The 17,852-nt window shown below is 71.2% G+C and carries 15 protein-coding genes; 6 read left to right on the top strand and 9 right to left on the bottom strand.

From position 1 onward, the window contains the following. Positions 1-11: 11 nt before the first annotated feature. Positions 12-968 carry a diguanylate cyclase gene (locus tag ABKW26_RS02960; RefSeq protein WP_348590937.1) on the top strand — a complete coding sequence of 319 codons (957 nt, stop codon included), beginning with the start codon at positions 12-14 and terminating at the stop codon, positions 966-968. Positions 969-1,028: 60 nt separating this feature from the next. On the opposite strand, the gene ABKW26_RS02955 is transcribed toward ABKW26_RS02960, so the two are convergent. The 3 genes from ABKW26_RS02955 to ABKW26_RS02945 all read right to left on the bottom strand — a co-directional run bounded on the left by ABKW26_RS02955 (position 1,029) and on the right by ABKW26_RS02945 (position 4,819). Beyond that, the gene (locus ABKW26_RS02955) at positions 1,029-2,798 is read right to left on the bottom strand and encodes a pyruvate dehydrogenase (protein ID WP_348590936.1); all 1,770 of its coding nucleotides are present in this window, start codon (positions 2,796-2,798) and stop codon (positions 1,029-1,031) included. A gap of 97 nt (positions 2,799-2,895) precedes the next feature. Then, complete coding sequence (locus ABKW26_RS02950) at positions 2,896-3,492, bottom strand: hypothetical protein (RefSeq protein WP_348590935.1); 597 nt, start codon at positions 3,490-3,492, stop codon at positions 2,896-2,898. Positions 3,493-3,523: 31 nt separating this feature from the next. Further along, positions 3,524-4,819 carry an MFS transporter gene (locus ABKW26_RS02945; protein ID WP_348590934.1) on the bottom strand — a complete coding sequence of 432 codons (1,296 nt, stop codon included), beginning with the start codon at positions 4,817-4,819 and terminating at the stop codon, positions 3,524-3,526. 117 nt (positions 4,820-4,936) lie between these two features. Here ABKW26_RS02945 and ABKW26_RS02940 point away from each other — a divergent pair, with 117 nt between their 5' ends. Further along, a complete protein-coding gene (locus tag ABKW26_RS02940) occupies positions 4,937-5,227 on the top strand; it encodes a GNAT family N-acetyltransferase (protein WP_348590933.1) in 291 nt (96 codons plus the stop codon). A gap of 18 nt (positions 5,228-5,245) precedes the next feature. Here the strand turns inward: ABKW26_RS02940 and ABKW26_RS02935 are convergent, their stop codons facing one another. After that, positions 5,246-5,965, bottom strand: coding sequence for a hypothetical protein (locus ABKW26_RS02935; RefSeq protein ID WP_348590932.1), 720 nt, complete (start codon positions 5,963-5,965; stop codon positions 5,246-5,248). Between the two features lie 191 nt (positions 5,966-6,156). After that, positions 6,157-7,830: a phosphoglucomutase (alpha-D-glucose-1,6-bisphosphate-dependent) gene (pgm, locus tag ABKW26_RS02930; RefSeq protein ID WP_348590931.1), complete on the bottom strand. Its 1,674-nt coding sequence runs from the start codon at positions 7,828-7,830 to the stop codon at positions 6,157-6,159. A 119-nt stretch (positions 7,831-7,949) separates the two neighbouring features. Here pgm and ABKW26_RS02925 point away from each other — a divergent pair, with 119 nt between their 5' ends. The 4 genes from ABKW26_RS02925 (at position 7,950) to ABKW26_RS02910 (ending at position 11,263) form a co-directional block, all read left to right on the top strand. Beyond that, complete coding sequence (locus ABKW26_RS02925) at positions 7,950-8,654, top strand: hypothetical protein (RefSeq protein ID WP_348590930.1); 705 nt, start codon at positions 7,950-7,952, stop codon at positions 8,652-8,654. A 44-nt stretch (positions 8,655-8,698) separates the two neighbouring features. Continuing rightward, positions 8,699-9,418, top strand: a complete 720-nt coding sequence (locus ABKW26_RS02920) for a hypothetical protein (RefSeq protein WP_348590929.1) — start codon at positions 8,699-8,701, stop codon at positions 9,416-9,418. 42 nt (positions 9,419-9,460) lie between these two features. Continuing rightward, the gene (locus ABKW26_RS02915) at positions 9,461-10,288 is read left to right on the top strand and encodes a DUF5926 family protein (protein WP_348590927.1); all 828 of its coding nucleotides are present in this window, start codon (positions 9,461-9,463) and stop codon (positions 10,286-10,288) included. 171 nt (positions 10,289-10,459) lie between these two features. After that, positions 10,460-11,263 (top strand): glycosyltransferase family 2 protein, encoded by an 804-nt coding sequence (locus tag ABKW26_RS02910; protein ID WP_348591086.1) that lies wholly within the window; start codon positions 10,460-10,462, stop codon positions 11,261-11,263. Positions 11,264-11,278: 15 nt separating this feature from the next. Here ABKW26_RS02910 and ABKW26_RS02905 read toward each other — a convergent pair whose 3' ends face one another. From ABKW26_RS02905 to ABKW26_RS02890, 4 genes are all read right to left on the bottom strand, one after another. Further along, positions 11,279-12,955, bottom strand: a complete 1,677-nt coding sequence (locus ABKW26_RS02905; protein ID WP_348590926.1) for an alpha-amylase family protein — start codon at positions 12,953-12,955, stop codon at positions 11,279-11,281. Positions 12,956-12,959: 4 nt separating this feature from the next. After that, the gene (locus tag ABKW26_RS02900) at positions 12,960-13,943 is read right to left on the bottom strand and encodes a TIGR03885 family FMN-dependent LLM class oxidoreductase (RefSeq protein WP_348590925.1); all 984 of its coding nucleotides are present in this window, start codon (positions 13,941-13,943) and stop codon (positions 12,960-12,962) included. Between the two features lie 38 nt (positions 13,944-13,981). Beyond that, complete coding sequence (locus ABKW26_RS02895) at positions 13,982-16,456, bottom strand: hypothetical protein (protein ID WP_348590924.1); 2,475 nt, start codon at positions 16,454-16,456, stop codon at positions 13,982-13,984. A gap of 98 nt (positions 16,457-16,554) precedes the next feature. Continuing rightward, positions 16,555-17,766, bottom strand: coding sequence for a diacylglycerol kinase family protein (locus tag ABKW26_RS02890; RefSeq protein WP_348590923.1), 1,212 nt, complete (start codon positions 17,764-17,766; stop codon positions 16,555-16,557). Between the last annotated feature and the right edge of the window lie 86 nt (positions 17,767-17,852).

Raw genomic sequence — 17,852 nt, 5'->3', positions numbered from 1 at the left:
AGGATACGTGCATGACCACCACGAGCACCCAGGCCTCCACCACCACCCCGGCGGACGCCCTGGGAGGACGGGCGGTCCGCCCGCCGACCGTCGCCGACGTCGCACGCCCCCTCGAGGTCGTCGACTCGACCATGAGCTGTCGGAGCCTCGAAGACCTCTTCCGCCCCGAGCTCGTGGAGAGCGTCGCCGTGCGCCACGTCGCCGACCCCTCGGGCGTCGGGCTCATCACGCGCGAGCGCTGCGCCGCAGCGATGTCCGGCGAGCTCGGGTACGGACGCGCCCTCCTCTACCGCAAGCCCGTGAGCGAGCTGACCGACTGGTCGCCCACCGTCGTCGACCCGTGGTGCCTCGTGTCGGACGCACTGCGGATCGCGATGGCCCGCCCCCGGCGTCAGCGCTACGACGACCTCGTCGTGCGCTCGCAGGTGTGGAGCAGCGTCTCGGTCGCGGCGCTCGTCGACGCGCACTCCGGCGACGTCGCGGTCGTGTCCGACGACGACCGGCTCACCGGGCTGCGCAACCGCACGGCATGGCTCGACGCCCTGGCGGCGCAGTCCGTCCCCGGTGCGGGCAGCGGGGACTACGTCGCGGTGGTCGTGGTGTCCGTGAGCGGCGTGGCCGCCGTCAACACACAGCTCGGCACCGAGGCGGGGGACGCGGTGCTCGTCTCGACCGCGGACGGGCTCCGCAACGAGTACCTGCCCCGGTCGACGCTCGGCCGGGTGAGCGGCGCCCAGCTCGGCGTGTTCGTCGCGCTCGCCGGACCGGACGACGCGACCGCTGTCGCGCAGGGGGACGCGGTCGCGCGTCGGGTCCGCGCCGCCGCTCAGACGGCCCTGCGCGCGGTCACCGCCGAGATCGGGGCCCCGGCCGGGGTGCTCAGGGCCCGCATCGGCTACGCGGTCGCGCCCGTCGGAGTCGTGCCCGGGTCGCTCCTCAGCCACGCGATCGACCGCCTCGAGGCGTGACGCCGCGCCGGGCCGACCGCGTCGGCCGGGCCGGCGCAGCGCACGTCTGCCAGCGCCCCGCTACGGCCGCGGCACGTTGCGCAGGTTCGAGCGGGCCATGGAGACGACCTCGCCGAGCCCGCCGCCGAGCACCTCCTTGCTCAGGGCCGCGGCGAATCCGCGGACCTGACCGGCGGTGATGGTGGGCGGGATGGACAGCGCCCGGGGGTCGGTGACGACGTCGACGAGCGCGGGGCCGGGGCGCTCGAGCGCGCCGCGCAGCGCGGAGCGCAGGTCCTGGGGGTTCTCGACGCGCACGGCCGGGATGCCGATCGCCCGGGCGACGGCCGCGTAGTCGACCGACGGGGAGTCCGTGCCGAACGACGGGAGGCCGTCGACGAGCATCTCGAGTCGGACCATCCCGAGCGTCGCGTTGTCGAAGAGGACGATCTTCACGGGCAGGTCGTAGTGCTTGATGGTGACGAGCTCCCCGAGGAGCATCGAGAGCCCTCCGTCGCCCGCCATCGCGATGACCTGGCGCTCCGGCTGGGCGGCGGCCACGCCGATGGCGTGCGGCATGGCGTTGGCCATCGACCCGTGGAGGAAGGACCCGACGATCCGACGCTTCCCGTTGGGCCGGATGTAGCGGGCGGCCCACACGTTGCACATGCCGGTGTCGACCGTGAAGACGGCGTCCTCCGACGCCTCCTGGTCGAGGACGTCGGCGACGAGCTCGGGGTGGATCGGCGTCATCGTCTCGGCCTTGCTGCCCGAGTACGCACCGACCACGCCGTTCATGAGCCGGTCGTGCTTCTTGACCATGGAGTCGAGGAACTTGCGCGACTTGGCCGCGTCGACGAGCGGGAGGAGCGCGCGCACGGTCTCCCCGACGTCGCCGACGACGGCGAGGTCGAGGCGGGTGCGCCGCCCGAGGTGGGTCGGGTCGAGGTCGACCTGGGCGGTGCGCACGTTCTCGGGGAGGAACTGGTCGTACGGGAAGTCGGTGCCGAGGAGCACGAGCAGGTCGGCCTCCTGCGTCGCGTCGTAGCAGGCCCCGTAGCCGAGGAGGCCGGACATGCCGACGTCGAAGGGGTTGTCGTACTGGATCCACTCCTTGCCGCGCAGGGAGTGGCCGATCGGCGCGGCGATCTTGTCCGCGAGGGCGAGGACGTCGTCGTGCGCCCCACGGACACCGACGCCGGCGAAGAGCGTGACCTTCTTCGCCCCGTTGATCGCCTCGGCGAGGAGGCGCAGCGACTCCGGGTCGGGGATGACCCGCGGGCGGGGAGGGCGTGTCGAGACGTCGATGACCGGGCCCGGGGCGTCGTGGTCGGCGACGTCGCCCGGGATGGTGAGGACGGCGACTCCCGGCGCACCGTACGCGTGGTGGATCGCGGAGTTGATGACCCGCGGCGCCTGCGCCGGCGAGGAGATCATCTCGGAGTACACCGAGCACTCGGTGAAGAGGCGGTCCGGGTGCGTCTCCTGGAAGAACTGCGTACCGATCTGCTTGCTCGGGATGTGGCTCGCGATCGCGAGGACCGGCACCTTGGAACGGTTCGCGTCATAGAGCCCGTTGATGAGGTGGAGGTTCCCGGGGCCGCACGACCCGGCACACACGGCGAGGTTCCCGGTCACCTCGGCCTCCGCGGCCGCCGCGAAAGCAGCCGCCTCCTCGTGGCGCACGTGCACCCACGCGATGTCGGCACCGTCGTTCGCGGCACGCCGCACCGCGTCGACGATCGGGTTGAGACTGTCCCCCACGATCCCGTAGATGCGCTTGGCACCTGCCTCGATGATCTGCGCGACGAGCAGGTCGGCGACGGTCTGGTTGCGGACGTTCTTGGCCACGGGGGTCCCTTCGGCACGACGACTGGGTCCGTCCCATCGTGCGCCGGTTCGCCGCGGTGCGCCTGCGCAGCAGGACACCACGGCACCAGGCGGAACCTCAGGTCATCGTGGCTGTGACGAGGACGAGGACGAGGACGAGCAGGCTGATGAGCACGAGGCCGAGACGGAGCTGCGCCGAACGGTTGCGCGCGTCGCGCGCTTCAGGACTCCAGTCCTCCCAGTCGGCGGGCCGTCGGTACGCGACGCACAGGACGACGCCCGTGAGGATGACGGCACAGACGATCCCCACCATTCCGGCAAGGAGTCCGCCTGCCACGGCTTCGGCCCGGGGTGCGGCGGCCCCGAAGGCGTCGACGTAGTCGTAGCCGGTGGTGGGGGTCGGGAAGAACGACACGGTACCGATCCAGGCGGCGACGAGGAGGGCGAGCCCTCGGGCCCACCGCGGCGGTACGTCATCACCCCGTACGGTCATGAGCAGGAGGACGGCGACGATCGCGGGGAGGACCAGCCACAGGGCGCCGACGAGCTCGAGCGGGATGCGGCCGTCCGCCGCCGGGAGGACGGCGTCCGCGACGTTCTCGCGCCTGAGAGCGATGCACACCACGATCGAGACGAACGGCAGCGTGAGGAGGGCGGCGGCCCACCGGTCGAGGCGTGGATCACGCGCGGTGGTCCGGGGCGTGGTCGGCGGCATGGGTCGATGGTGGCACGCGTCGGGTGGCGACTCAGCCCGCGGTGCTCGCGTCGGGGGTCTCGGGTGCCGCGGTCGCCTCGACGACCTGGACCGTTCCGGATGCGCGCCGGCGCAGCACCGGCAGGAACGCGAGCGTCGTGAGCGCCGAGAAGGCCCCCGCGATCATGACGACCATGAAGCCGGCGTGCGCGCCGCCGTCGTCGATCTGCTGGCCGCCCACGGACATCCCGATCGAGACGCCCGCCGCGAGGGCCGTGCCCACCCACGTGAGACCTTCGGTGAGCTGCGCCGGTGGCACGAGGATCTGGACGAGGTTGTTGCCGTTGATGAGGGTTGGCGCGATGGCGAAGCCGACGAGGAACATGACGACCGCGAGCACGGGCAACGAGGTGACGAAGAGGAAGAGGCTCACACCAGCGGCGAGGAGCAGCATGCCGATGACGAAGCGGGACCACAGCGGCGAGAGCCAGTGCCTGGCCCCGTACCCGAGGCCGGAGACGAGCGACCCCGCCGCGAAGACCCCGAGGATCACGCCGGCGAGCGCCTCGTGGCCTGCCTCCTCGGCGAACGCGATCGTCGCGACGTCGACCGCGCCGAAGATCGCGCCCATCCCGACGAAGACGACGATGACGGCGACCATCCCACCGTTGAGGAGGACCGAACGGTGGTGCGAGCCCTCGACCCGCGGGGACGGTGGGGGCTCGGTCGCACGCGACGACAGGAACCACGTCCCGCCGATCGAGACAGCGAGGATGGGGACGACGAGACCGGCTGCGGGTGCGACGCTCGTCGCGAGAACGGTTGCGAGCATGGGGCCGATGACGAAGCAGAGCTCGTCGACGGCCGACTCGAACGAGTAGGCGGTGTGGAGCTGGCGCTTGTCGGGGAGGAGGTAGGACCATCGCGCCCGGACCATGGACCCGACCGAGCCGATCGTCCCGCCCACGAGGACGGCGAAGACGTAGAGCGTCGCCTCCGGTGCGCGCGTGACGGCGCAGGCGACGAGGGCGAGCAGCGACGTCGTCGTGACGACGAGCATCGGGCGCATGACGCGCGACTGCCCGTGCCGGTCGACCAGGCGGGCGATCTGCGGCGAGGCGATGGCCTGGGCCACGATGTAGACCGCGCTGACCCGGCTCCCGAGCGCGTACGAGCCGTGGATCTCCTGCAGCATGAGGAGGATGCCGATGCCCACCATCGACATCGGCAGCCGTGCGAGAGCACCGGCTCCCGAGAACCTCTTGGCGCCGGGGATCGCGAGGATCTCCGTGTACGGGTTGCGTGAGGGCTTCGTGGCGCCGGGCGGTGTGGCGGGGTGGTCGAGCACACCGCCAGTGTCTCATCCAGTGGACCTCAGGTCCGGTGCCGACCGGCGGCGCGCTGCGGCGTGCGCGTGCATCATGGGGATATGGGTACGAGCAACGACGCGAGAGACAGGCTCACTGTGACGCACGACGCAGCGGAGCACCGCTTCGAGATCCTGGCCGACGACGGGAGCGTCGCCGGGTTCCTGGTCTACGACCCGGTGGCAGCGACGACGCCCACCGGCAAGGACACGATCGTCATGGTCCACACCATCGTCCAGCCGGAGCACGAGGGCCAGGGCATCGGCTCTGCCCTGGCCCGTGCCGCGCTCGACCACGCGCGGGAGAAGAAGATGGTCGTCATCCCGGAATGCTCGTTCGTCCGAGCATTTGTCGAGAGGCACCCGGAATATCAGGACCTGCTGCCCTGAGAATTCCCCTCTTCGATATCACACGATCGTGGTGTCGGCCGTGACCTCGACCTTCTCCTCGTGCAGGAGGTCGCCCTGGTCGTCGACCGGGATCATCGTCACGGTGAACGTGATGGGCGAGCCTGCCTGGTAGCGGAAGTTCTGACCGTAGGAGAACTGGGTGTCGGCCTCCCACGGGAGGATGTACGGGTCGACGTACGACCCGGCTGCCGCTGCGCCGGAGTTGACCTCCTGTGCCTCGAAGAGGTCGCTGTCGACGACCGAGTCCATGCCCTGCATGTACGGCCAGTCGGCGTACCGTGCCGACACGTCCACGAGGCTCGCGCCGAGCGGGATGGCGCCGCCCGACGTGTTCGTCACGACGTAGTTGACGAACACGATGTCGGAACCCTCGGTGATGATCGGGTTGCCGTCGGGGTCGACGAACTGGCCGGTCTTCGTCGCCTGGGCCACGCCGACCTGGTAGATGTCCAGCGTGAACTGCTCCGACGTGACCGTGGTCAGGAGCGTCCCGGGAGTGGTGACGGGGTTCGCCCAGCTCGCGGCGGAGCCGGAGCCGGCGGGCGCCTCGGCCTCGTCGTCCTCGTCGGGCTCGGACTCCGTCTCCTCGGGCTCGGGTGCCTCGGTCTCCTCGGCGGTGGTGGTCGTCTCCTCGGGCTCGTCGCTCGAGCAGGCGCTCACCCCGACGAGCGTGAGGGCGGCGATGGACAGGGTGGCGATCCCGCGGGAGATCCGCATGGTGAATGTCTCGATTCGTCTCGGAAATGATCGGTGGCGATTCTTTTCGAGACTATCCCGCGACGCACTCTGACGATGACCGAGAGCATGGTGCGAACTACCCGTGGAACTCTCCCCATGCTGTGCGCGCTCTTTCACCCGGTGCGCGCGAATTCCCTGTCAGAAGAATCCTCCTGACAGGGAATCCTCGGTCAGGACGAGAGCGCGTCGGTGACGAGCGTGCGCGCCGCGTCCTGGACCTGGGTGAGGTGCTCCTCGGAGACGAACGACTCGGCGTAGATCTTGTAGACGTTCTCCGTGCCGGACGGACGTGCGGCGAACCAGGCGTTCTCCGTGGTCACCTTGAGCCCGCCGATCGCCGCACCGTTGCCGGGTGCCGTCGTGAGCTTCGCCGTGATGTCCTCGCCCGCGAGGCTGGAGGCCGTGACCTGCTCGGGGGACAGCTTCGCGAGGGTGGCCTTCTCCTCGAGGGTCGCGGGGGCGTCGACGCGGGCGTACCAGGACTGCCCGTAGGCGCCGACGAGGCCGGCGTGGTGCTCCGAGGGCGACTTCCCGGTCGTCGCGAGGATCTCTGCACCGAGCAGCGCGAGCAGGAGGCCGTCCTTGTCCGTGGTCCACACGCCGCCGTTCTTGCGCAGGAACGACGCACCGGCGGACTCTTCGCCGCCGAAGCCCACGGTGCCGTCGAGCAGGCCGGGGACGAACCACTTGAAGCCGACGGGGACCTCGTCGAGGCGACGGCCGAGACCACCGGCGACCCGGTCGATGAGAGCCGAGGACACGAGCGTCTTGCCGATGCCGGCGTCCGGCGACCAGTCGGGGCGCGCGCCGCCGTAGAGGTAGCTGATGGCCACGGCGAGGTAGTGGTTCGGGTTCATGAGGCCGGCGTCCGGCGTGACGATGCCGTGGCGGTCGGCGTCGGCGTCGTTCCCGGTCGCGATGTCGAAGGGCGCGTCGCCCTTCATCGTCTCGACGAGCGACGCCATGGCGTACGGCGACGAGCAGTCCATGCGGATCTTCGCGTCCCAGTCGAGCGTCATGAACGCCCACCGCGGGTCCACCTGCGGGTTGACGACGGTGAGGTCGAGCCCGTAGCGCTCGGCGATCGCTCCCCAGTACTCGACGGACGCGCCGCCGAGCGGGTCAGCGCCGATGCGCACGCCGGAGGACCGGATCGCGTCCATGTCGAGCACCGTGGCGAGGTCGTCGACGTACGCGACCATGAAGTCGTGCCGGTGCGTCGTGTCTGCCGCGAGCGCCTGCTCGAGGGGCATGCGGCGGACCTGGCCGACGCCGCTGCGCAGGATCTCGTTGGCGCGGTCCGCGATCCAGCTCGTCGCCTCGGAGTCGGCCGGGCCGCCGTGCGGCGGGTTGTACTTGAAGCCGCCGTCGCGTGGCGGGTTGTGCGACGGGGTGACGACGATGCCGTCGGCGAGCTCCGGCCCGGTCGTGCGCACGCCCTCGAGGGTGGCGGCACCGTTGTGGAGGAGGATCGCCTGCGAGACGGCTGGGGTCGGCGTGAAGGAGTCGCGTGCGTCGATGAACGTCTCGACCCCCGCGGCCGCGAGCACCTCGACCGCGGTCTGCCAGGCCGGCAGGGACAGCGCGTGCGTGTCACGACCGATGAACAGCGGGCCGTCCGTGCCGTGGTTGCGCCGGTACTCGACGATCGCGGCCGTCGTCGCGAGGATGTGCGCCTCGTTGAACGCGTGGTCGAGGCTGGACCCGCGGTGGCCCGACGTGCCGAACACGACCTTCTGCGACGGGTCGTCGACGTCGGGAGCGAGGTCGTAGTAGGCGCCGACCACGGCGTCCACGTCGATGAGGTCTTGAGCCTGGGCGAGGGTGCCTGCGCGGGGGTCCATGACTCGATCTTGGCATGCGGGAACCCACTTCGGCAGCGTGAAGCCCGAACGGCGGATATCGGGACATACATCGTGCTTCCGGTTCGTCCTGATGCGCGATCACCTGGCACCCTGCTCTGATGAGCCACTTCCTCCCCCGCGTCGCGGTACTCACCGTCGCCGCCCTGGCGCTCGCCGGCTGCAGCCAGGCCGCCGTGCCCGAGCCCGACACGACCGGGACAGCGGCTCCGTCGGCACCCGACGCTGACACGCTGACTCGGCAGGAGCCGACGTTCGCTGCGACGTCCCTGCCGGACGGGCTGATGCTCAGCGGTGCCGCGTTCGGTGCGGACGGCGTCGCACCCGTCGTGAACGAGACGATCGACGCGTGGGCGCTCCCGGGGCCGTGCGCAGCGGGCGCCCCGTCGACAGCCCTGGCCTCGCGCGAGGTGGCGTACAGCGACGACGCGGTCGAGCCGACCATCGCGACGCAACAGCTTGCGGTCTTCGCCGACGCGTCGGTCGCCGTGACCGAGGCCAAGCGGCTGGCAGACGTCATGGCGGCCTGCGCTGCCGCGTCGGTCGAGGGGACGTTCGTCGTCGAGGACGTGCGGGTCGGTGCACAGGGACGAGGGCTGGTCGTCAGCTACGACGGTGCGGTCGCGAGCGGTCGCGGGGACGACGCGCCCGGCTACTACCTCGTGACGACCCGCCGGGGCAACGCCGTCACCCTCGTCGGCCACCTCGGTGGCACGGCGAGCGTCGGGGAGTCCCGCACGAGCGCGGTGAAGGACGCTCAGGCGGCCTGGAGGCTCCTCTGCGTCTACGACTCGGCGGGCTGCTAGCCGCTGACCTGGCCGTACGGTTGGGTCTCTGGCAGCCTCGTCCCATGAGACCGACCCTTCGACACACCGCAGCCGTCGGCATCCTCGCTCTCGTCACGGTCCTCGGAGGGTGCAGCGACGCCGCGGCTCCCGAGGATGGCGCGTCGACCGGTCCGACCGAGCAGACGCAGGAGCCGGCACCGACCGCCGAACCCACCACCGAGGCACCGGTCGGGACGACGTTGCCGCCCGAGGTGATGCTCACGGGGGCCGACTTCGGCATGGACCGCGAGGACGCCGTCGTCACCGAGCCGATCGGCACGTGGGCGCTGCCGGACGCCTGTACCGGTGGGGTGCCGTCGACGGCCGCGGCCTCCCGCGGTGTCGCGTACGGGAACGGCGAGCTCGAGTCGACGGTGGGAACCCACCAGGTGGCGGTCTTCGCTGACGTGGCCGAGGCCACCGCCGAGGCGCAGCGGCTCGGCGACGTCATGACGGCGTGCGCTGCTGCTCCAGCGCAGGACGGGGGAGCGCTCTTCGTGGAGGACGTCCCAGTCGGAGCGCAAGGGAAAGGCCTGGCTGTCGACTACTACGGGACATCGGCGGGCACCGACGGGCAGGAGTCGCTCGGCTACTTCGTGGCGATCACGCGCCGGGGCAACGCCGTCACCCTCAGCGGGCACCTCGGCGGCGAGTCGTCGGTCGGGGAGTCCCGCACGAACGCCCTGAGCACGAGCCAGGCCGCCTGGGAGCTCCTGTGCATCTACGACTCGGCAGGCTGCTAGCCGCTGCCCGGACGCCGCACCACGGCAGGTAGGCTCGTCAGCATGGCCAAGAACACGTCCCCTGAGTTTGTCCTGCGTCCCTTCGAGGGCATCACGGGAGAGCCCGACCTCGTCGCGATGCGCGAGGTGGTGCCCGCGGCGACCGCGACCGCCCGCACCACGAAGGAGCACGGCGCACGCGACATCACGTTCACGACCGTCCTCCCGGGTGCGTGGGCCGCGCTGCACCGCACGGACGGTGCGATCTTCGTCGCCCTCCAGACGCATGCGGGCTCGGGCGACGCGAGCCGCGACCTGGCGCAGACCGTCCTCGACGCGATCGCGCTCGAGCCGGGCAGCTCCATCGCGCAGATCACGATCCCGGAGCCGGGACCGCGTCTCCAGGACATCCTCGACCCGTCCGTGCCGTTCGACGTCACCGTCCACGACACGTTCGAGTACTGGATGGACCCTGCCGAGGAGGTCACCGCCGAGATCCGCGAGTCCCTCGACGAGGCGAGCTCGACGATCATCGAGACCCGCAAGCTCACGACCGTCGACAGCGCCTACTGGTGCCGCATGGGCGCCCGCGAGTACCTGCGCTGGGCCATGCCGTTCAGCGAGGACACCGTCATCGACGCGGTCGCCCGCCTCCACGCCCGTCGTGAGTCCGGCTTCGGCGGGACGAAGTTCCTCGGTGCGTTCCGGTCTTCCGGCATCGTCATCCCCGTGTGGGAGCTGCCGAAGGGCTCGGAGGCGGAAGACGTCGAAGAGGCTGCGAAGGCGTTCTGGCCGATCTTCTCCGCAGAGCTCGAGAGCACCCAGCCGCTCGACGCCAACGAGCGCCGTGCCCGCGCGGGGATCGTCTCCCGCCAGGTCACGCTGCGCTGACGGCGAGTCGGGCTCCCCGTCGCGTGCCGGACACACAGGACCACTAGGGTTGGCCTCGTGAGTGGTGATCCGCAGTCCGAGCCCGGTGCGCAACCTGCACCCGGCGCACAGCCCGACCGGCCGAGGGTCGACGGCGTCGCTGCACGCCCGCAGACGCCCGACCAGCCCCCGGTGAAGGCCCGGCGCGCCAAGACGGCGGCGTCGAACCTCACCGGACGGGCCGCGACGCGCCAGCGCGTCGCGGTGATCATCCCGGCCAAGGACGAGTCACGCCGGATCGCCGCGACCGTCCGTGCCGCGAAGGCCATCCCGCACGTCGACCTCGTCCTCGTCGTCGACGACGGCAGCGAGGACAACACCCAGGACGTGGCCCGCGACGCGGGCGCCGTCGTGGTGCGTCACTCCCACAACCGGGGCAAGGCCTCGGCGATGGAGACCGGCGCGGCGGTCGTCGCGATGCGGGACGCCCCGGGACGCCCGCCACGACTTCTCCTGTTCATCGACGGCGACCTCGCCGAGACGGCCGTCAACACCGCGCCGCTCGTGCTGCCCGTCCTCGAAGGCCGCGCCGACATGTCGATCGCGCTCCTCCCGCCGCAGCCGGGTGCCGGCGGCCGGGGCATCGTGGTCGGCGCCGCACGACGCGCCATCTCCGCCATGACCGGCTGGACCCCCACGCAGCCCCTCTCGGGCATGCGCTGCATGACCCGGGAAGCCTTCGAGGCCGCCACGCCGCTGGCCCGCGGCTGGGGCGTCGAGACCGGCCTGACCATCGATCTCCTGCGCCTCGGCTACGTCGCCGTCGAGGTCCCGTGCGACCTGCGCCACCGGCCGTCCGGCACCGACTTCCGCGGACAGATGCACCGCGCGAGCCAGTACCGCGACGTGCTGCTCGCGGTGAACGCCCGCCGGGTGCGCGCTGTCGGGCACGCCGTCCGCGAGTCGAGGTCCAAGACCTCTCGCGGATCCCGCTGACCCAGCCGGCCCCGGTCAGGTCAGGCGCTTGTCCGTGTCGTGGACCACGCGCAGCCACCTGTAGCCGTAGCCGCTGAGCGCGAGCTCGGCCGAGCCGTCGGCGGAGAGGGTGACCTCGCCCGTCTCGAGGAGGTCGACCAGCCGCGCGTCACCGTCGAGCCCGGGAACGGTGACCGGGACGGTCACGGCGTGCGACGCGAAGTTGTGCACCGCGACCATCTGCCCCTGGGCCCCGGTGACGGAGTGCACGAGGACGGAGCTCTCAGGCTGGTCGAGCACGGCGAGCTCGCCCCAGCCGATCTCGGTCGAGTCGCGGTACCGGCGGACGAGCGTGCGCATGAAGCTCAGCAGCGAGTCGGGGTCGTGCCGCTGGTCGGCGACGTTGACGTGCTCGGGACCGAACCCGTCGTCGACCACGGGTGCCGGGAGGCGGGACGGGGCGGCTGCCGAGAAGCCGCCGTTCTTCCCTGACGTCCACTGCATCGGCGTCCGCACGGACTCGCGCCCTCCGGCGGCGAGGTTCTCGCCCATGCCGATCTCCTCGCCGTAGAACAGCACCGGGGTGCCGGGCATGGAGAACATGAGGCTGTACGTCATGCGGATCCGTCGCGGGTCACCCTCGAGCATGGCGGGCAGCCGCCGGGTGATCCCACGGCCGAAGACGCGCTGCTCCTCCTCCGGCGCGAAGGCCTCGAACACCTCCTCGCGCTCGGCGTCCGTGAGCTTGTCGAGCGTCACCTCGTCGTGGTTGCGCACGAAGTTGGCCCACTGGGACTCGCGGCTGAGCGGGGGTCGGCCCGCGAGGGCGGTCGCCAGGGGGCGCGCGTCGGAGCGGGCGAGCGACAGGTAGAGGGCCTGCATGGAGACGAAGTCGAACTGCATGGTGAGCTCGTCGCCGTCGTCCCCGCCGAAGTACTCGATCTGCTCCGCGTGCGGGAGGTTCACCTCGCCGAGGAGGATGCCGTCGCCCGTGCGGCGCCCGAGGAACGCGCGCAGGGACCTCAGGTAGTCGTGCGGGTCACCGTAGCTCTCGCCGCGCTCGACGGCCGCCACGGACGGTTCGATGAGGAAGGGCACCGCATCGACCCGGAAGCCGCTGAGCCCCAGCTCGAGCCAGAAGCCCATGACCTTCGCGATCTCCTCGCGGACGCGCGGGTTCTCGACGTTGAGGTCGGGCTGGTGCTTGTAGAAGCTGTGCAGGTAGTACTGGTTCGTCTTCTCGTCGAGCTGCCACACCCCGGTCTCCTCGCCGGGGAACACGGTCGGGGCCGGGTTCGCGGGCGGCTCGTCGCGCCAGATGTAGTAGTCGCGGTAGGGCGAGCTCTTGCTCGAGCGTGCGGCCTTGAACCACGGGTGCTTGTCGGAGGTGTGGTTGACGACGAGGTCGGCGATGACGCGCATGCCGCGGTCCTTGGCGGTGCGGAGGATCTCGACGAGGTCGCCGTGGTGGCCGAGCCGTGGGTCGACACCGTAGAAGTCGGTGATGTCGTAGCCGTCGTCGCGGTCGGGAGTCGGGTAGAACGGCATGAGCCACAGGCACGTCACACCGAGCTCGACGAGGTGGTCCATGCGCTGGGCGAGGCCGGCGAGGTCGCCGATCCCGTCGTCGTCCCAGTCCATGAAGGTCTCGACGTCGAGGCAGTAGACCACTGCGGTCTTCCACCAGAGGTCGGAGGTGTCGGTCATGCGCACGGGTTCAGCCTCGCGTCTCGGTCGTGGGGCGGGTCCGCAGCTGGGGCAGGACGTGCTCACCGAACGTGTCGATGAAGGCGGTCTGCTCGACGCCGACGTGGTGGAGGTACACCTCGTCGAAGCCGAGGCTCTGCAGCTCGCCGATGCGGTCGACGAAGAACGCGGGGTCGCTCGAGACGAGCACGGAGTCGTGCATGTGCTCCGGTCGCACGTGCTTGGCGGCCTCGTCGAAGCCCTCGGGCGTGTCGATGTCCCAGCACAGCGGTGGCGAGAACACGTTCGTGCGCCACTGGTCGTGCGCGACGGCGAGCGCCTCGTCGTCCGTGGGGGCGTAGCTGACGTGGACCTGGAGCACGAGGTCGCCGCGGCCGCCCGCACCCCGGTATGCGGAGATCATCTCCTGGAGCTTCTCGCGGGGCTGTGCGATCGTCGCGAGGCCGTCGGCCCATCCTGCGACCCACTCGGCCGTCGTGACGCTCACGGCCGCACCGATGAGGGGTGGGGGCGTCTCCGGCCGGGTCCACAGGCGGGCACGGTCGACCGTGACGAGACCGTCGCGGCTGACCTCCTTGCCGTCGAAGAGGTCGCGCATGACGTCGACGCACTCGAGCAGACGGGCGTTGCGCACGTCCTTGCGGGGCCAGGCGTCGCCCGTGATGTGCTCGTTCGCGTTCTCGCCCGAGCCGAGGGCGGCCCAGAAACGACCGGGGTACATGGCGGACAGGGTCGCCGCGGCCTGCGCGACGATCGCCGGGTGGTAGCGCTGCCCGGGCGCGTTGACCACACCGAGCTTGAGGTCCGTCGCCTCGAGGGCTGCACCGAGCCACGACCACGCGAACGCGGACTGGCCCTGGCGCTCGCTCCAGGGGGCGAAGTGGTCGGAGCACATCGCGGCCTCGAAGCCGGCGGCCTCAGCGTGCTTGACGGCGTCGAGGAGCTGACGCGGGTGGACCTGCTCGTGCGAGGCGTGGAAGCCGTAGATCGCCATGGGGAACCTTCCGATGGTGGGTGCGGCAATCCCCGAACCTAGCCCGGCTGCACCGTGACGGCATGTGCAGCGAGCATCCGCGTCTTGCGCAGCGTGAGCATCCAGCTCGCGTAGGTGGCGGCCACGAGCGGCACGAGGACGGACATCCCGACGGCGAGGACGACGATCCCGGAGTCGTTGACGAACGTCCCGATGACGAGGGCGATGACGACGCACAGGACGCCCGGGCCGAACATGGGGGCGTCGTTGTTGATCTGCTTGAGCGGTGCGCCGTCGGTGAGCCAGCGGTACCGCGAGCTGTCGTCGGAGCGTGACGCGTCGTGCAGCGGCCGTCCGAGGACGAGGACGATGACGGCGATCCCGGCGATGCCGACGAGAGCGAGGGGGTTGCGCAGAGTCTTGAAGTTGGCCTCGAGCTTGCGCGCGACGACGTCGAGGAGACCACCGTCGAGCACGGTGTCGACGAACCGGCCGAGGTGCGTGCGGTCCGCCTCGGGGCGCACCCAGTCGAGGACGGCGAACCCGCTGACGATGACGACCGCGCCGCCGAGGACGAGGGCGACCTTCTTCCAGTCGAGACGGATGCCTGCCGCGATGAGCGCCAGGATGGCGAACGCCGGGACGAGCGAGGGGGGACCGCCGAAGTCTGCGCCGATGCTCGGAGACCCGTCGAGGATCACCGCGACCGCGCCGATGAGCAGGACGGCGAGCGCGGCGAGCCGGCGGTAGCCCGCGGCGACGAGCCTGTTCGCGACGGCTGCAGCGACGAGGAGGGTCGTCGTCGCGAAGAGCGCGAAGGCGGTGTTGTTGAAGCCGTAGAAGCGGCCCGCGACGGTGGGCTGGATGCCCATGAGTGCCGAGACCTGCATGTGCGCCCCGGTGGCGACGTCGACGGCGAGGACGACCGCCGTGATCGTCGCGACCACACCCACCGGGCCGAACAGCCAGTTCCGCCACGGTGGGAGGACGGCCAGGGCCGTGATGACGAGGACCCACCCGAGCACGAGCGCGGTCAGGGCGAGCGTGGGCGCGCTCGTCGTCCACCACGGGCTGAGGTTCGCCAGGAGGGTCGCGACCGGGATGGCGGCGATCATGATGCTCGCGGCACGCAGGATCGTGAGGACAGGGACGGGCATCCTGGCGATCATCGGTGCGAGGCGGGATGCCAGACCCTGGCGCTCGGTCGGTCGCTCGGAGGCTGTTCCGAGGCGCTCCTCGTCCGCGATGTCGACAGCGGCCATGAACCGCCGGCTGAACGCGAAGGACACGGCACCGAAGAGGAGCAGGTTGACCGCGCAGTACAGGAGGAAGAACCCCTCGAGGAGGGGACGGGTCGCCAGGGCGTGAGTCTGGTCGTCGACGAGGCGGCTCACCCGGTCCGTGGTAGCCGTGCCGGAGCCGTCTCCGACCATCGGTGAGCCGACGAGGGTCCCGCGCGAGATCTCCTCGGTGAGGCTCAGGAGGTCCGCGAGCGTCGGCAGCACGTCGGTCCCCTGGACGAACCCGTGCTGGCGTGTCGAGCGGGAGGACAGGGTGCCCGGCTCCTGGTCGCCGCCGACCATCGCCACGACCTGCATGCGCGCGGTCGTGCTCGCCTCGGAGAGCGACGCGACGAGGACGGTCGTGTGCTCGAGCTCGGGGTCGTGCGAGCGGGCAGCCTCCAGCACCTCCCCGATCTGCGCGTCCACGACCGCGACGTCGATGGCGTGCAGCGCTTCCGAGGACGGCCCGGGAGGGTTGATCTCGTCGGGTGCGACCGTCTCGTCCTGCGACGCAGGCACGGGCTTCGGCTCCGCGGCATGGCCGAGGTTGCGCACCGAGCCCGGGTCGACGACGACGAGCCGGGACGTGTCGAGAGCCGCACCGACGGCCTCTCGGAGCCCCGGGTCCGCCTGGAGCCAGGTCGTGCCGGGGGAGAGTGGTGTGTAGCTGCCGGCGACCACCCCGTCGGCCGTCGCGAGGGCGATCGCCGCCCCGGGGCCGATCGCGGTCGCGGGCGTCGCGGTCGCGAGGAGGACGTCGCCGAGCGTCCCGAGCGTGGCGTCGAAGGTCTGCTCGCCGACCGCAGCGAGGTACTCGTCCCACGCGGGGACGGTCGATCCGGTGCCGGGCGCTGCGTTCTCCAGGAGTCGGCACGGCTCTGACTTGGCGTTGAAGACGTCGCCCGCACGCTTGCCCGCCGAGACCGCGAGCCAGCCGTCCGCAGGGCAGGTGGAGCTCTCCACGCTGCGGTCCACGAGGTTGCCGACGGCCCCTTGCTCCGCGAGCTCCCAGAGGACGGGGGTCGTCTCGGGGGAGACGTCCTCCCACGTGATCCCACCGGTCCCGACGAGCACGACGCGGTCCTCAGAGGGTGCGACGGCAGACGGCGCGGCGGCCACCGGGAGGTTCTGCTCGACGGCACCGGCAGGACCGGTGCCGGTCCCCAGGCCGAGGACGACGAGCAGGAGGATGCTCCCGATGCGTGTGCGCACCGAGGAGCGCGCGGACGTGGGGATCGGGTCGTGGTGCACCTCGTCAGCCTAGACGGGGGCCGATCACGCTCGGGTCCACGCGCGGGGGCGTCCGGTGGAACCGGTGTGGAGGTTGTGCGGCGTGAGATCGAGCACGGTCAGCGCGAGCCGAGCCTGGGGATCGGGGACCGCACGACGAGGGCGAGCGGCTCGACCCACGTGCGGACCTCGACCGCGCGCCCGAGGACGTCGCCGTCGACCTGCACCTGCTCGCCACGCTCGACGCGCAGCAGCACCTGCTCCGCGCGTGCGTGGTCGATGCGGCCGATCTTGTTGGGCAGGTCGTTCTTCAGGCCGAAGCCCTGCATGACGACCTCGCCGAACAGCTGTGCCCACCCCATGATCCCGCCGCGGGTGTCGATGGCGGCGACGTCGTGGATCCCGTCGTCGATGACAGCATCGGGGATGAGGGTGATCCCGCCAGGGAGCTTCCCGCAGTTGCCGACCATGAGCGTGCGGAGCTTCGCATGCACGGGCGGCTTCTCGTCCAGGGTGATCGTCATCTCGACCCGGCGGCCGTGGAGGTGCCGTGCTCCGGCGAGGAAGTAGGCCATCCACCCGACCTTGGACTTGAGCGTCGCGTCCGTGTCGGCGACCATCGCGGCGTCGAAGCCGAGGCCCGCGATGACGAGGAAGATGTGCTTCTTCGTGTCGGCCGGTGCCAGCGCCGACACCTCGGGGTCCGGAGGCCCGGTGTCGAGCTGCTTCTCGCCCGTGACCTTCTCCCGAGACCCCTTCACCAGGACCTCCGGGTCGACGGGCGCGGGAACGAGGACCTGGAGCCATCCCACGTCGATCGACCTGTCCCGGCCCTTGAGGATGATGTCGAACGCCTCCTCACGGTCGGTGACGGAGATGTCGAGGTTGCGGGCGAGGAGGTTGCCGGTGCCCAGCGGGAGCAGCGCCATCGGAGTCCCCGTGCCGACCATGCCCTCGGCGACGGCGCGCACGGTGCCGTCACCGCCGACCGCGACGACGAGGTCGGCCCCGCGGTCGAGCGCCTCGCGCGTCTGGCCGACGCCCGGGTCCTCGACCGTCGTCTCCAACCACAACGGCTCCGGCAGCCTCTCCGCAGCGCACCGTGCGAAGAGCGCGACCTTGATCGCCTCCGCACCGTTCTTCGACGGGTTCGCGACGAACGCGAGGAGAGGTCCCGACGGCGCGACGTCGTCGCCGGACACCTGTCCGGTCTCCCGGGCCGCGAGCTCTGCCCGCAGCACCGCGTGCTGCCGCAGGAGCACGAGCGTCAAGCCGATCGCGACGAGCGCGACGACGATCGCAGCGGTGAGCAGCCAACCTTCCAGTCCCATGCGCACACGGTAGGCCCTGGGGAGCCCCGTCGCGCAGCCGGCCACAGCCGAGGACGCCCCCCCGGGGTGGTGCGCCGCGTGCCCGG

Source organism: Sanguibacter sp. 25GB23B1 (assembly GCF_040012415.1).
Lineage (GTDB): Bacteria > Actinomycetota > Actinomycetes > Actinomycetales > Cellulomonadaceae > Sanguibacter.
This window is presented reverse-complemented; position numbering and strand designations above follow the sequence as displayed.

What these genes read in the sequence shown, in the direction of transcription:
- ABKW26_RS02960 (WP_348590937.1), top strand. Translation starts at nt 12, where the DNA reads ATGACCACCACGAGCACCCAGGCCTCCACCACCACCCCGGCGGACGCC.
- ABKW26_RS02935 (WP_348590932.1), bottom strand. Translation starts at nt 5,965, where the DNA reads ATGCGGATCTCCCGCGGGATCGCCACCCTGTCCATCGCCGCCCTCACG.
- ABKW26_RS02925 (WP_348590930.1), top strand. Translation starts at nt 7,950, where the DNA reads ATGAGCCACTTCCTCCCCCGCGTCGCGGTACTCACCGTCGCCGCCCTG.
- ABKW26_RS02890 (WP_348590923.1), bottom strand. Translation starts at nt 17,766, where the DNA reads ATGGGACTGGAAGGTTGGCTGCTCACCGCTGCGATCGTCGTCGCGCTC.
- ABKW26_RS02920 (WP_348590929.1), top strand. Translation starts at nt 8,699, where the DNA reads ATGAGACCGACCCTTCGACACACCGCAGCCGTCGGCATCCTCGCTCTC.
- ABKW26_RS02915 (WP_348590927.1), top strand. Translation starts at nt 9,461, where the DNA reads ATGGCCAAGAACACGTCCCCTGAGTTTGTCCTGCGTCCCTTCGAGGGC.
- pgm (WP_348590931.1), bottom strand. Translation starts at nt 7,830, where the DNA reads ATGGACCCCCGCGCAGGCACCCTCGCCCAGGCTCAAGACCTCATCGAC.
- ABKW26_RS02900 (WP_348590925.1), bottom strand. Translation starts at nt 13,943, where the DNA reads ATGGCGATCTACGGCTTCCACGCCTCGCACGAGCAGGTCCACCCGCGT.
- ABKW26_RS02950 (WP_348590935.1), bottom strand. Translation starts at nt 3,492, where the DNA reads ATGCCGCCGACCACGCCCCGGACCACCGCGCGTGATCCACGCCTCGAC.